Genomic DNA, 14,147 nt, shown 5'->3' with positions numbered 1-14,147 from the left:
GAAATTCGTAAGAGTCCGATCCTGTATTCTATTTTCCGGATTTTTCACATAACCATCGGTAAGCAATGATGCAGATGATCACAGACAATAAGGAGCCGGTAGCGGTTGCGAGTCCCATCGGAAACAGTGTATGCGGGAAAATTTTTGAAGTCAGATAAACACCGGGAATACGCACGCATAAAATAGCGATCAGGTTATGTAAAAATGAAATTCCAGATCTTCCGCATGCACAGAAGTATCCGCTGAAACTGAAATGAACGCCGGCAAAAATACAATCCCAGATATATCCGCGAATGTACTGTGCGCCGAGAAGAATAACGGCTGCGTCTGCAGTGAAAAGTCCGACAACCGGAGCTGCGATAAACTGGATCAATATAGAGACGACCAGACCAAATCCAATGGCGATCATCATGGCATAGCGAAGCGTCTGCTTTGCACGGTCATACTTTCCGGCACCGATATTCTGAGCTGCGAGTGCAGAAACAGTCGAAAGCATGGAAGACGGAATCAGGAACAGAAAGCTGATGATTTTTTCCACAATGCCGACAGCAGCGGCTGCGTTCAGTCCGCGCCGGTTGGCAATGATCGTAATAATAATGAAAGCAATCTGAATAAATCCGTCCTGAAGTGCTACCGGAATCCCAATATTCAGAATTTTGCCAAGCGGTTTTTTTTGTGGGCGGAAACAGTCTCCGGAAAGAGAAAGTCCGGTCTGCTTACGTTTAATGGCAATCAGTGCAAACAGAACACTGCACGCTTGGGAAAGTGTTGTGCCAAGCGCAGCACCGGAAGCTCCCAGATGGAAAAATCCGATAAACAGATAATCCAGTATAATATTCACCGCACATGCAACTGCGATGAAATACATCGGACTTTTAGAATCCCCCAGTCCGCGGAAAATCGAACTGATCACATTATACGCCGTAATAAAAGGAATCCCGAGAAAACAGATCGTCAGATAAGCTGCCGTTTCTGACACAGCCTCCGCAGGTGTAGACATCACGGCAACAGCCGGCTTCACAAAAAACAGAAGCAAAACCGCCAGCACCAGAGAAATCCCCATAAACAAAATTACCGTATTTCCCACAAACACAGAAGCCCTTTTCTTATCGCCCGCTCCAATAGACTGCCCGATTGAAACTGTAGCCCCCATCGCAAGCCCCACGATCATCACCGTCAACATATGCATCACCTGGCTCCCAATCGAAACCGCTGTTGTACTGGCGACCCCATCAAACTGCCCAACAATAAAAAGATCCGCCATCCCATAAAGCGTCTGCAAAAAATAAGATAAAAAATAAGGCAGCGAAAAATAAATCACATTCCGAAAAACACTCCCCGAAGTAAGATCCCGTTCCATAAAATAACAACTCCTTTACAATCACTTCCTTAATACTAATTGAATTTTCCTAAAATAGTCAATAAAAAGAATACAGACTTAATACATCTTATAATAATAAAAATGCATAACAATGCATAAAAATAAATATAAATGCATAAAAATAAGAAATTATACATAAAAATACACAGAAACATGCATAAAAATCAAAAAACCACTTGCTTTCCAAAATAAAACCATGTATACTGAACCAATCGGAAAACATTCCCCCAATTACCGCGAACCCCTTTACAATAGGGATTAATGGGTTTATAGTATTTATGATTATGCCTATCTATACACAAATACGGCATTTACGAAAGGATGGTTTACATGATTAAAGCAGGAATCATCGGTTCTACCGGTTACGCCGGAGGAGAACTGGTTCGCATTTTAACAGGACATAAAGACGTAGAAATTAAATGGTTTGGCTCAAGAAGCTATATCGATAAGAAATATGCAGATGTATACCGCAATATGTTTCAGATCGTAGATGCGGTATGTTTAGATGATAATATGGAACAACTTGCAGATCAGGTAGATGTGATTTTCACAGCAACTCCACAGGGACTGTGCGCATCATTAGTTAATGAAGAAATCTTATCAAAGGTTAAGATCATCGACCTGAGCGCAGATTTCCGTATCAAAGATGTCAAGACTTACGAAAAATGGTACGGTATTGAGCACAAGAGCCCGCAGTTTATCGAAGAAGCAGTTTACGGACTGTGTGAAGTGAACAGAGAAGATATCAAAGGCGCAAGACTGATCGCCAATCCTGGATGCTATACAACATGCTCCATCCTGACTGCTTATCCGTTGGCAAAAGAAGGACTGATCGATATGGATACGCTGATCATTGATGCCAAGTCCGGAACATCCGGAGCAGGAAGAGGGGCAAAGGTTCCGAACCTGTACTGTGAAGTCAATGAGAATATGAAAGCATACGGTGTGGCAACACACAGACATACACCGGAGATCGAGGAACAGCTTGGATATGCGAGCGGCAAAGAGGTTGTGATTAACTTTACACCGCATCTGGTTCCGATGAACAGAGGAATCCTGGCAACAGAGTACGCGAAGCTTACAAAGGATGTTACCTGGGAAGAAGTAAAAGCAGTTTACGATAAATATTATGCAAATGAAAAATTTGTCCGCGTTCTGGAGAAAGATGTTTACCCGGAAACAAAATGGGTAGAAGGAAGCAATTATGTCGATATCGGATTTAAGATCGATCCGAGAACAAACCGTATCATTATGATGGGTGCGATCGACAACCTGGTAAAAGGTGCAGCAGGACAGGCTGTACAGAACATGAACCTGATCTTTGGACTTCCGGAAAGTGAAGGTCTTGATCTGGTTCCGATGTTCCCGTAGAACATGGCAGAAAAAGAAAAGGAATGGAAAATATATGACAACAATTATTCGTGCGATGACAGTAGAAGATTATGACCAGCTTCATGCACTTTGGATGCGGATCAAAGGATTTGGAATCCGGAGCATAGATGATTCAAAAGAAGGCGTGGAACGATTCCTGAAAAGGAATCCGACAACCAGTGTGATCGCCGAAATAGACGGAAAAGTAGTAGGAGGAATCCTCTGCGGACACGACGGAAGAACCGGATGTTTTTATCATGTATGTGTAGATCCGGCGTACCGCTGTCATGGGATCGGAAAGAGCATGGTTGCCTATGCAATGTCAGCTCTGAAAGAGGAACATATCAACAAGATCACACTGATCGCATTTACCAAGAATGATATCGGCAATACGTTCTGGAATACGATCGGATGGACCAAGAGACCGGATGTCAACTACTATGAGTTTGTTTTAAATGAGGAAAATATTACAGCATTTATCGAAGAGGGCTAAAGGAGGCTATATACGATGAAGATTATCGAAGGCGGTGTGACCGCAGCAAAAGGATTTGAGGCAGCATCAACAGCAGCAAAGATCAAATATCAGGACAGAACCGACATGGCAATGATCTACAGCCAGGTTCCATGTGAATGTGCAGGAACATTTACTACAAACGTTGTAAAGGCAGCATGCGTAAAATGGGATCAGCAGGTTGTAAAGAGTGGTGCGAAAGCACAGGCTGTGATCGTCAATTCCGGAATTGCCAATGCATGTACCGGTGCGGAAGGATTTGGCTACTGCAAGGACACAGCAGATGCGGCAGCAGAAGCTCTTGGAATTAATGCAGACGGTGTACTGATCGGATCGACCGGTGTCATTGGAAAGCAGCTTCCAATTGATCGCATCGTGGCAGGGGTAAAGGCTCTTGCTGAAAAGAAAAATGATACACTGGCAAACGGAACTGAGGCAGCAAAAGCAATCATGACGACTGATACCTGTGAAAAACAGATCGCAGTAGAGATCGAGGTTGCCGGAAAGACCGTTACCATCGGTGGTATGGCAAAAGGATCTGGTATGATCCATCCGAATATGTGCACCATGCTCAGCTTTATCACAACAGATGCAGCAATCACAAAAGAGGCACTTCAGAAAGCCCTCAGTGATGATGTCAATGATACATACAATATGATTTCCGTAGACGGAGATACTTCTACAAATGATTCTGTAGTTCTTCTTGCAAACGGAATGGCTGAAAATGAAGTGATCACGGTAGACAGTGAAAGCTATAAGACCTTTGCGGAAGCATTGCATGAGATCAACGAATACCTTGCAAAGAAGATCGCAGGGGACGGAGAAGGAGCAACTGCTTTATTTGAAGTAACTGTAGTTGGTGCAGATACAAAAGAGACTGCAAAGACACTTGCAAAATCAATTGTATGCTCAAATCTTACCAAGGCAGCAATTGCAGGACATGATGCAAACTGGGGAAGAATCCTCTGTGCAATGGGATATTCCGGAGCACAGTTTGACCCGGAAAAGGTGGATCTGTTCTTCGAGAGCAAGGCAGGAAAGATCCAGATCATCGAAAATGGTACAGCGGTAGATTACAGTGAAGAAAAAGCAACGGAGATCCTCTCACAGGAAGAAGTAAAAGCAGTTGCTGATGTGAAGATGGGAAGCGAAAGCGCAACAGCATGGGGATGTGACCTGACTCACGGATATATTGACATCAATGCAGATTACAGAAGCTAGGAGGTAAGCAAAATGGATCAGGATATGCAGCAGTATCTGGACAAAGCAGAAGTTCTGATTGAGGCGCTTACTTATATTCAGCGTTTCAACCGTAAGATCATCGTTGTAAAATACGGTGGAAGTGCAATGCTGGACGAAGAACTCCAGAAAAATGTCATCAAGGATGTTACATTCTTGAAATTGGTTGGATTCAAACCGATCATCGTTCACGGCGGTGGAAAAGAGATCAGTAAATGGGTAAGTAAAGCCGGAATGGAGCCGAAATTCATCGACGGACTTCGTGTGACGGACGCAGAGACCATGGAAATTGCAGAGATGGTACTGAACAAGGTTAATAAAAATCTGGTTCGTATGGTCGAAGAACTTGGTGTCCGTGCTATCGGTGTCAGTGGAAAAGACGGCGGACTTTTAAGAGTTGATAAAAAGCTTTCCATGACAGGACAGGACGTTGGATTTGTAGGAGATATCAAGAAGGTCAATGCAGAGGTTCTTCTGGATCTTCTGGATAAAGATTTTCTCCCGATCGTATGCCCGGTCGGAATCGATGATGATTACAACACTTATAATATCAATGCGGATGATGCGGCTTATTCAATCGCAAAAGCGGTTCATGCTGAGAAGCTTGCGTTCCTCTCTGATATTGAAGGGGTATATAGAGACTACGAGGATAAATCTTCTCTGATCACAGCTCTTACTGTAGATCAGGCGAATGAACTGATCGAAAGCGGAGCAATTTCCGGAGGAATGATTCCGAAACTGCAGAACTGTGTAGGAGCGATTGAAAACGGAGTGTCCAGAGTCCATATTCTGGATGGAAGAATTCCGCACTGCCTGCTTCTTGAGATTTTCACGAAGAAGGGTATCGGAACTGCAATTTTAAGAAACGGTGAAGAAGATTAAAGGGAAGACAAAGAAAGAAGGTAATTCTTATGGCAAATCAGTATATGCAGGAAGAGGACGACGCGATTTTAAAAACTTATAACCGTTATCCGGTTGTATTGGACCATGGAGACGGCGCATACCTCTATGATCCGGAAGGAAAGAAATATCTGGATTTCTCAGCAGGATATGCAGTATCTTCTCTGGGATATAATAACAAGGAATTTAATGATGCATTAAAGGCTCAGATTGACAAGATGATCCATACATCAAACCTGTATTATAATACAACCTGCGGTAAAGCAGGAGAAGATCTGAAAAAGATCACCGGTATGTACAAGGTATTCTTCACAAACAGTGGTGGAGAAGCAATCGAAGGTGCGATCAAAACTGCAAGAAAATATGCGTACACAAAAAAAACCGGACGTTATGAATTTATTGCAATGGAGAATTCATTCCACGGCAGAAGTATGGGTGCAGTTGCACTTACCGGACACAAAGAATACAGAGAGCCATTTGAACCGGTTATGCCTGGTGTACATTTTGCAATCTACAATGATCTTGACAGTGTAAAAGCACTGGTAAATGATAAGACCTGCGCGATCATTCTGGAAACAATCCAGGGCGAAGGCGGAATCAACGCAGCGACAAAAGAATTTATGCAGGGAATCCGTAAGATCTGTGATGAGAACGGAATCCTGATGATCTGCGATGAAGTACAGTGTGGTATGGGACGAAGCGGTGCATGGTTTGCATGGCAGCAGATGGGAATCACACCGGATATCATGACAATGGCGAAAGCAATCGGAAGCGGTGTTCCGGTCGGCGCATTTGCGATGACAAAAGAAGTTGCAGATAATTCGCTGGTACCGGGAGATCACGGAACTACATATGGTGGAAACCCACTTTGCTGTGCAGCGGTCAGCAAGACTATTGAGATCTTTGAAAAAGAGCATATGCTCGATCATGTCAATGAAATCGCACCATATCTGACACAGAAACTGCAGGAAATCGTGGATACCTGCGATGCAGCCGTTAAAGTAAAGGGAAGAGGATTGATCCAGGGACTTCAGATCACCAAGCCGCTGGGTGAAGTGACAGCCAAAGCGTTGGAAGAAGGACTTCTGATCATCGGAGCTGGAACAGATGTGATCCGAATGATCCCACCGCTTGTTATCGGTAAAGAACAGGTAGATGAGATGGCAGAGATCCTGAAAAAAGCACTTGCATAAAGTCGGTGCCTGATAAAAATAAGAGAATAAAAGAGCCGGTCATCGGATATACTTTCAGAAGAAAAGGAGGTATGAAAGATGACCGGATTTTTTATTGCCCTGCTGTCGGGAGCGCTGATGAGTGTGCAGGGGGTATTTAACACCCAGGTAACAAAGACGACAGGAATGTGGGTGAGCAATGCCTGGGTGCAGCTTAGTGCATTTGCCATCTGCCTGGTAATGTGGCTGATCATGGGAAGGGACAGTATTGCCACGATAGGAGAGGTGCAGCCTAAATATATGCTGCTTGGCGGTGTGATCGGAGCAGGGATCACCTGGACCGTGATCAAAAGTATGGCGCAGCTCGGGCCTGCAAAGGCGGCACTTCTGATCGTTATGTCTCAGCTTATTGTGGCGTATCTGATTGAACTGGTGGGATTATTTGGTGTGGAAAAAGAGCCATTTTCCTGGAGAAAAGTGATCGGTATGGGGATCGCTCTGATCGGCACGACAATTTTTCAGTGGAAATAGGTTGTCTTTTGGAAAAAAATTCGTTACAATAATCATGTCTTGGAAGTACGAGGGGACATGCTCTGCGGAAAAGGAGTATGTATGCGGAAAAGAAGACGGATTTTATATCAAATATGTGGAATTTTCCTTGGAATCAGCTGTATGCTGTCAGCATGCCATGAAAAAGAAGAGACCTTTACCAGTGTGGCTGCTGCAGAAGCGGATGCCGGGGATAAGAAAAACGAGGCAGAATCAAAGGCTGCCGAAGAAAAGCCGGATAAGGCAAAAGCAGATCCGGGTGGTGAAGAAAAAGAAGGTTCGATCTGGGTGTATGTATGTGGCGAGGTGGCATCACCCGGTGTATATGAACTGCAGGAAGGAGACCGCATCACGCATGCCATAGAAGCAGCGGGAGGTCTGACGGAGGCAGCAGGACAGGTTTATCTGAATCAGGCAGCACATCTGGCAGATGGACAAAGGATTTATGTGCCATCCAGAGAAGAAGAACAGACTTTGAAAGAAGAAGGTTCACCATCGGATATGGCAGATGCCGGGATGGGAAAAGACACAGGAATAATAAACCTGAACACCGCGACAAAGGCTGAACTTTTAAGCTTAAGCGGGATTGGCGAGTCCCGCGCGGAAGCAATTATTGCTTATAGAGAGACAAACGGTGGATTCAGGAAGATAGAGGATCTGAAGAAAGTGGACGGGATCAAGGAAGGAATCTTTCAGAAGATCCGGGAGCAGATAACGGTAGAGTAGAGGAGTGCGCAAGATGGGCAGAAAAGTATTGGTAGTAGATGATGAAAAGCTGATCGTGAAAGGACTGAGATTCAGCCTGGAACAGGATGATATGGAAGTTGACTGCGCATACGACGGTGAGGAAGCACTTGAGATGGTAAAAAGAAAAGAGTATGATATGATTCTTCTGGATGTCATGCTTCCAAAATACGATGGATTTGAAGTATGCAGACAGATCCGTGATTTCTCAGATGTACCGGTCATCATGCTCACTGCGAAGGGCGAGGATATGGACAAGATCCTCGGGTTGGAATATGGCGCAGATGATTACATCACAAAGCCGTTCAACATTCTTGAGGTTAAGGCCAGAATGAAGGCAATCATGCGCAGGGTCGCTAAAAAAGACGGGATGAGCGCGAGCGGTAAAGTTGTGGTAAAGGGAGATCTGAAGATCGACTGTGAAAGTCGGAGAGTTTTTTCCGGGGACAGGGAACTGAATCTTACCGCAAAAGAATTTGATCTTCTGGAGCTTCTTGCGATGAATCCGAACAAGGTTTACAGCAGGGAAAGTCTTTTGAATATTGTCTGGGGATATGAGTATCCGGGAGATGCAAGAACGGTAGATGTACATATCAGACGACTGCGCGAGAAGATTGAAGTAAATCCAAGTGATCCGAAATACGTTTACACAAAGTGGGGAGTTGGCTATTATTTCAGGGGTTAAATTTTTTGTACCAAAATTCATAAAAAGTCTGCAAGTGCGGGTAACGGTGATCCTGAGCGTATTTGTCATATTATCCAGTGTGATCCTGATGAATGCGATTCTGCAAAGCTATGATCAGAGAACCGTATCCGTGCGCACAGCAGAGATTCAAAACCAGTGTATGATTCTGAGTAATCAGCTGGTCAATTCTGATTATCTGAAAACGGGAGTTTCTGATGTGATCGATACAGAACTATCACAATTATCCAATATTTACAATGGAAGAGTGCTTGTTATTGATGATGAATTCCGGATTGTGGAAGATACCTATGATCTGGAGGAGGGAAAGACGATCATTTCCGAGGATGTAGTCAAATGCTTCCGCGGCGAGAAGCCGGCAAGTTATGACAGAAAGAGCCGGTACATTGAAGTGGCAGTCCCGGTCAAAAAAGGGGAAGAGCCGGTAAAAGGAATGATTTTGGTCAGTGTTTCTACAGACAGTCTGCGTGACAATGTAGAGGCATTGCAGTCAAAGGCAAGAATTGCAACGGTTGCAATCAGTATTATCGGGATCTTTTTATCAGCAATCATCGGTATGCTGCTTGTAAGGCCGCTGAAAAGGATGTCTCAATCGATCGAGGAGATGGCAGGAGGCTATGGAGATAATTATCTCCATGAAAATGCTTATGATGAAACGGAACGGATTTCCAATGCATTTAATAAGCTGTGGGACCGCTATAAAGTACTGGATGCATCGAGAGAAGAGTTCGTGGCAAATGTATCCCATGAGTTGAAGACACCGTTGACCTCTATGAAGGTGCTGGCGGATTCACTGTTGATGCAGCCGGATGCACCGACGGAGATTTACCGGGAATTCATGGGTGATTTGTCCGAAGAAATCGAGCGGGAGAATAAGATCATCAATGACCTTCTGGATCTTGTAAAACTGGATAAGAAGGGTGCAAACTTAAATATTAAGAGTCAGGATGTTAATGAACTGGTAGAACGGATTCTCAAAAGATTACAGCCACTTGCGGCAAAAAGTAATATTGAACTGGTATTTGAGAGTTTTCGTCCGGTGACAGCGGAGATTGATGAGGTAAAGATTGCACTTGTGATCACGAATCTGGTGGAAAATGCGATCAAGTACAATAAAGAGAACGGATGGGTACACGTGTCTTTAAATGCGGATCATAAGTATTTTTATCTGAAGGTTGCGGATTCTGGAATCGGGATTCCGAAAGAAGATACGGATCATATATTCGAGCGGTTTTTCCGTGTGGACAAATCCCATTCTCGTGAGATCGGCGGAACTGGTCTTGGGCTTTCGATTGCAAGAAATGCGGTTGTCATGCACCGCGGTGCGATCAAGGTCTACAGTGAACCGGGAGAGGGAACGACATTTACAGTCCGGATCCCGCTTACTTATATCAAGAGGGAAGGGTGAGAAGAATGAAAAAAAATTACCAGATCATAAGCATTCTTCTTGCAGTGTGTCTTCTTACAGGCGTTGTGGGATGCAGAAAAAAGGAGCAGAAAGCAGATGCAAAATACACGATTTACCAGATTAACCAGAGCGGAACGGCGCTGGTTCCGAACGGCTATGATGGAACAGGAAAGTCGGCGGACGAAGAAGTAAAAGGAATGCTGTCTGCGCTGCAGAAGTGTGATGACGAGGTGAAGGCACAGGCGGCACTGCCGAAAAAGGTAAAACTGGAGAGATACACTCTGGAGGATGAAAAGCTGATCCTGTACTATAATGCTGTTTACGGAAAGATGGATACGGTAAGAGAGGTTCTGTGCAGGGCAGCGCTTGTCCGTTCACTGACGCAGATCGACGGAGTGGATCTGGTGATGATCTGTGTAGATGGAACGCCACTTACGGATAAAAAGGGGAATACTTATGGATACCAGCAGGCAGAAGATTTTGTACAGAACACAGGCTCTTCTATTAACTCTTTCCAGGAGATGAAGCTTACGCTGTATTATGCAGATTCATCTGGAGAAAAGCTGCAAAAGGAAGAGGATACGGTGCGGTATAACAGCAATGAGTCGAAGGAACGGGTTGTAGTGGAACAGCTGATGCGAGGACCATCCAATAACAGACTGCTTGCTACCATACCAAAAGGAACAAAGCTGCTGGGTGTGTCGATCAAAGATCATATCTGCTATCTGAATTTTGATGAAGGACTTCGGAACATTGCTCCGGGAGTCAGTCCGGAGACGGTGATCTATTCCATCGTAAATTCAGTGATCGATGGTGGAAATGTCTCTGAAGTACAGATTTCAATCAACGGAGACAGCAGTATTGTATATCAGGAGAGTATAAAGCTGGATGAACCTCTGAGCAGAAACCAGGAAATGATAAAGGAGGATTGATCGGTTGATCAAGCGAAGACTTGGTTTTGCCGGAATACTTCTGGCAGGACTGATTCTGGTACTGTATCTGACAGGGGGAGGAAAGATTTTTGGAAGACTCGGTGTGTCAAGGTGTGAGAAGCTCTGGAAAGAGTCGGAAGAAGTGATGGTGGAAGGAGAGGTTTATCAGAAAACCAGAAAAGAAGAAAAACTGATCCTGTATCTGAAAAAAATACAGATCAGAGAGATGGGGAATGGAAAAGCAGTCGCTGACGAGAGGCTGCTTGTCTATCTGGATGAAAAGGGAAATGGTCCGGAAATCGGACAGCGGATTCTGGTTAAAGGCAATGTGGGATTTTTTGATCCGGCGGCCAATCCGGGCAATTTTGACCAGAAAAATTATTATAAGCAGCAGAATATCCAGGCAGTCTTATGGAAAGGGAAGGTTCTGGAAAAACAGGTGAAAAAGACTTCCTTCCGCGAAAAGCTGTGGCAGTTTAGGAACCGGACCGCAGATGAGATCTGCAGAGAGATGGGAAAGCGTCGAGGGGGTATTTTGTGTGCGGTTCTTCTGGGAGATTCTTTTTATACAGAAGAGAAAGTGAAAGAACTTTACCGGGTGGCAGGGATCGGGCATCTGCTGGCTATATCCGGTCTGCATATTTCTTTTTTTGGCAACGGACTTTACCGGGGGCTTAGGAAAACCGGATTTTCTATTTTACAGGCCGGTGTAGTGGGAAGTCTGCTTCTTGGGAGCTATGTGGTGATGACTGGAATGAGTGTTTCGGCACTGCGGGCGTTTACCATGTTTCTGATCCGGATGGGAGCAGAGCTGACAGGAAGGGAATACGATGGATTGACGGCACTTGGGATTGCGGAAATTGGTTTGCTTCTGGCAAATCCGTTGCGGCTTTTTACGGCAGGGTTCCAGCTTTCTTTTGCTGCGGTTCTCGGTATCTATCTGATTGGTTTGGGAAATAAAAAAGGCAGATTTTCAGACAGTGTCCGGATGTCGGTGAGGCTCTGGCTTTTTCTGCTGCCAGTTACATTGTGGCACTATTATGAAACCTGCCTGTATGCGCCAGCCTGGAATCTTCTGGTAATTCCGATGGCATCCGTGCTTCTGTTTTGCGGGAGTGCAGGGATGGCAGTCATGCTGATTCCGTGTGGGGCAGGAGATATAATGCAGAGCGCACTTTGGAAAATAACAGAGTGGATTTTGCTTTTTTATGAAAAAGGGAGCGGTCTGCTCCTGGAACTTCCGGGGGCAAGGTGGATTCCGGGAAGACCACGGCTCTGGCAGATTGCCTGTTATTATGGGGTTCTTCTACTTTATTTGTGGAGAAAAAGGAAGGAAAAGAAAGAGGGTAGACAAACCGGGAAACAGGTGGTAAGACAGCTTGTGACAGCTGGGATCCTGCTCATCCTGCTCGGGATCCCAAAGTGGAAACGAGGGCAGATGGAGCTGACTATGCTGGATGTGGGACAGGGCGACTGTTTTTTCTTTCGGGACGGAAACGGAAAAAATTACCTGATCGACGGCGGAAGCAGTTCGGTAGATGCAGCAGGAAGATACCGGTTGGAACCATTTTTAAAATTCCGGGGCGTGAAGAGGCTGGATTATGTGTGGGTGACGCATGGGGATGTGGATCACTTAAATGCAGTGGAAGAACTTCTGGAACGGAGAAAGTATGGAGTAGAAATCCAGTATCTGATTTTTCCGGAACAGAAATATTGGGATGAAAGGCTTATTAAATTATGTAATCTGGCAGAAGAGGCAGGAACGAAGGTACGGGTAATGGAGATGGATACTATTTTTCTGTCTGGAAAATTGAAGATGCGTTGTCTCTGGCCTGGAGAAGGTGAGCCATCTGAAAATGGAAATGAAAATTCTCTGGTACTTCACCTGCAATATGGAAAAATTACCATGCTTTTTACCGGAGATCTGGAAAATACCGGAGAAGAGCTGTTGGCAGAGAGAATAAAGAATCTCCGGAAAAAAGGAGAACTTCCGGCGTGTTATGATCTGCTGAAAGTCGGACACCACGGATCAAGAAATGCGACCGGCGAAGAGCTTCTGGAAGTGATCCGACCACGGGTAGCATTCTGTTCATCCGGAAAAGAAAACCGTTATGGACATCCGCATGCGGAAACACTGGAAAGACTTGCAAAATGGGGCGTAAGCCTATATAATACGAAAGACAGAGGTGCTGTCAGTATGTATACAGATGGAAGGGAATATGGTATCCAAAGTCCATGAAAAGTTTGAATGAAGATTTAAAGACAGGACAGTTTAAGCAGATTTATCTTCTGTACGGCGAAGAAGCTTATCTGAAAAAATTATATAAAAACCGTTTCGTCAAAGCGATGGTTCCGGAAGGTGACACGATGAATTATCGTTATTTTGAGGGAAAGAACACGAACCCGAAGGAGATTATCGACCTTGCCGAGACCTTACCTTTTTTTGCAGAGCGCAGGCTGATCGTTCTGGAAAATACCGGTTTTCTGAAAAATGCGACACCGGAGCTGGCAGAATATCTGAAGAACATGCCGGAGACCACTTATATGATCTTTGTGGAATCAGAGCTGGATAAGAGAGGAAAGCTCTACAAAGCGATCAAGGAGAAAGGTCATATTGTAGAACTGAAGCGGCAGGATGAAAAGACACTGATCCGCTGGATCCTTGGGATGGCGAAAAAGGAGAAGCTTCAGATGTCGGAGGCAGCAGTGCGCTATCTGCTTGCAAAGACTGGTAATGACATGGAGAATCTCGGGCAGGAGCTGGAAAAATTATTCTGTTACTGCATGAACCACACGGAGATCACGGCAGCAGATATTGATGAAATCTGTACTACGCAGATCGGAAACCATATTTTTGATATGGTAGATGCGGTTGCGGCAAAAGAGCAGAAAAAAGCGCTGGATTACTATTATGATCTTCTGACACTGAAGGAACCGCCGATGCGGATCCTCTACCTGCTGACCAGACAGTTCCGTATCCTGATGGAGGTAAAAGAGATGGACCGTACTGGGGTTCCGCCAAAAGAGATTGCCGCCAAGGTGGGAATCATGCCATTCCTGGTAGGAAAGTACCGGGCACAGGCGAAGGCATTTACCAGGAAAGAGCTGCGTGGGATCGTAGAAGCCGGTGTACAGACGGAAGAAGATGTAAAAACCGGAAAGATGGGAGATATCCTCTCGGTGGAACTCTTTCTGGTGCAGTATAGTAGCAAACGGGAAAAGTAATCAGATATAGAT

At 44.9% G+C, this 14,147-nt stretch carries 13 protein-coding genes; 12 read left to right on the top strand and 1 reads right to left on the bottom strand.

The annotated features are described in order from the left end of the window. Nucleotides 1-28: 28 nt before the first annotated feature. Nucleotides 29-1,360 (bottom strand): MATE family efflux transporter, encoded by a 1,332-nt coding sequence (locus tag PGU50_RS02555; RefSeq protein ID WP_270246085.1) that lies wholly within the window; start codon nt 1,358-1,360, stop codon nt 29-31. Nucleotides 1,361-1,711: 351 nt separating this feature from the next. Here PGU50_RS02555 and argC point away from each other — a divergent pair, with 351 nt between their 5' ends. The 12 genes from argC (at nt 1,712) to holA (ending at nt 14,135) form a co-directional block, all read left to right on the top strand. Next, nucleotides 1,712-2,752 carry an N-acetyl-gamma-glutamyl-phosphate reductase gene (gene argC / locus PGU50_RS02550; protein WP_022220715.1) on the top strand — a complete coding sequence of 347 codons (1,041 nt, stop codon included), beginning with the start codon at nt 1,712-1,714 and terminating at the stop codon, nt 2,750-2,752. Between the two features lie 43 nt (nt 2,753-2,795). Further along, the gene (locus tag PGU50_RS02545; RefSeq protein WP_044999341.1) at nt 2,796-3,245 is read left to right on the top strand and encodes a GNAT family N-acetyltransferase; all 450 of its coding nucleotides are present in this window, start codon (nt 2,796-2,798) and stop codon (nt 3,243-3,245) included. A gap of 15 nt (nt 3,246-3,260) precedes the next feature. Further along, on the top strand, nt 3,261-4,484 hold the full coding sequence (argJ, locus tag PGU50_RS02540; protein WP_117823967.1) for a bifunctional glutamate N-acetyltransferase/amino-acid acetyltransferase ArgJ: 1,224 nt from the start codon (nt 3,261-3,263) through the stop codon (nt 4,482-4,484). A gap of 12 nt (nt 4,485-4,496) precedes the next feature. Then, nucleotides 4,497-5,384 carry an acetylglutamate kinase gene (gene argB, locus PGU50_RS02535; protein WP_008374684.1) on the top strand — a complete coding sequence of 296 codons (888 nt, stop codon included), beginning with the start codon at nt 4,497-4,499 and terminating at the stop codon, nt 5,382-5,384. Nucleotides 5,385-5,413: 29 nt separating this feature from the next. Further along, the gene (locus PGU50_RS02530) at nt 5,414-6,595 is read left to right on the top strand and encodes an aspartate aminotransferase family protein (protein WP_118217300.1); all 1,182 of its coding nucleotides are present in this window, start codon (nt 5,414-5,416) and stop codon (nt 6,593-6,595) included. 78 nt (nt 6,596-6,673) lie between these two features. After that, complete coding sequence (locus PGU50_RS02525) at nt 6,674-7,105, top strand: DMT family transporter (protein ID WP_008374687.1); 432 nt, start codon at nt 6,674-6,676, stop codon at nt 7,103-7,105. Between the two features lie 81 nt (nt 7,106-7,186). Then, on the top strand, nt 7,187-7,849 hold the full coding sequence (locus PGU50_RS02520) for a helix-hairpin-helix domain-containing protein (RefSeq protein ID WP_270246084.1): 663 nt from the start codon (nt 7,187-7,189) through the stop codon (nt 7,847-7,849). A 13-nt stretch (nt 7,850-7,862) separates the two neighbouring features. Next, the gene (locus tag PGU50_RS02515; protein ID WP_008374691.1) at nt 7,863-8,552 is read left to right on the top strand and encodes a response regulator transcription factor; all 690 of its coding nucleotides are present in this window, start codon (nt 7,863-7,865) and stop codon (nt 8,550-8,552) included. After that, nucleotides 8,497-9,978 (top strand): sensor histidine kinase, encoded by a 1,482-nt coding sequence (locus tag PGU50_RS02510; protein ID WP_270246083.1) that lies wholly within the window; start codon nt 8,497-8,499, stop codon nt 9,976-9,978. The genes PGU50_RS02515 and PGU50_RS02510 overlap by 56 nt, the downstream gene beginning before the upstream one ends. A 5-nt stretch (nt 9,979-9,983) precedes the next feature. Then, nucleotides 9,984-10,910, top strand: a complete 927-nt coding sequence (locus PGU50_RS02505; protein ID WP_147356964.1) for a GerMN domain-containing protein — start codon at nt 9,984-9,986, stop codon at nt 10,908-10,910. A 4-nt stretch (nt 10,911-10,914) separates the two neighbouring features. Beyond that, a complete protein-coding gene (locus PGU50_RS02500; protein ID WP_270246082.1) occupies nt 10,915-13,149 on the top strand; it encodes a DNA internalization-related competence protein ComEC/Rec2 in 2,235 nt (744 codons plus the stop codon). Next, nucleotides 13,146-14,135: a DNA polymerase III subunit delta gene (gene holA / locus PGU50_RS02495; protein ID WP_055157565.1), complete on the top strand. Its 990-nt coding sequence runs from the start codon at nt 13,146-13,148 to the stop codon at nt 14,133-14,135. Before PGU50_RS02500 ends, holA begins: the two co-directional genes overlap by 4 nt. The last annotated feature ends 12 nt before the right edge of the window (nt 14,136-14,147 follow it).

The organism is Coprococcus sp. AM11-30B (assembly GCF_027674365.1).
In the GTDB taxonomy this organism is placed as follows: domain Bacteria; phylum Bacillota; class Clostridia; order Lachnospirales; family Lachnospiraceae; genus Allocoprococcus; species Allocoprococcus comes.
Note: the sequence above shows the minus strand (reverse complement) of the source record. Positions and strands in the feature narration are given on the sequence as shown.

Excerpts from the sequence above, each read along its gene's own strand:
- PGU50_RS02555 (WP_270246085.1), bottom strand. The coding sequence starts at position 1,360 with ATGGAACGGGATCTTACTTCGGGGAGTGTTTTTCGGAATGTGATTTAT.
- argC (WP_022220715.1), top strand. The coding sequence starts at position 1,712 with ATGATTAAAGCAGGAATCATCGGTTCTACCGGTTACGCCGGAGGAGAA.
- argJ (WP_117823967.1), top strand. The coding sequence starts at position 3,261 with ATGAAGATTATCGAAGGCGGTGTGACCGCAGCAAAAGGATTTGAGGCA.
- argB (WP_008374684.1), top strand. The coding sequence starts at position 4,497 with ATGGATCAGGATATGCAGCAGTATCTGGACAAAGCAGAAGTTCTGATT.
- PGU50_RS02530 (WP_118217300.1), top strand. The coding sequence starts at position 5,414 with ATGGCAAATCAGTATATGCAGGAAGAGGACGACGCGATTTTAAAAACT.
- PGU50_RS02525 (WP_008374687.1), top strand. The coding sequence starts at position 6,674 with ATGACCGGATTTTTTATTGCCCTGCTGTCGGGAGCGCTGATGAGTGTG.
- PGU50_RS02520 (WP_270246084.1), top strand. The coding sequence starts at position 7,187 with ATGCGGAAAAGAAGACGGATTTTATATCAAATATGTGGAATTTTCCTT.
- PGU50_RS02515 (WP_008374691.1), top strand. The coding sequence starts at position 7,863 with ATGGGCAGAAAAGTATTGGTAGTAGATGATGAAAAGCTGATCGTGAAA.
- PGU50_RS02505 (WP_147356964.1), top strand. The coding sequence starts at position 9,984 with ATGAAAAAAAATTACCAGATCATAAGCATTCTTCTTGCAGTGTGTCTT.
- holA (WP_055157565.1), top strand. The coding sequence starts at position 13,146 with ATGAAAAGTTTGAATGAAGATTTAAAGACAGGACAGTTTAAGCAGATT.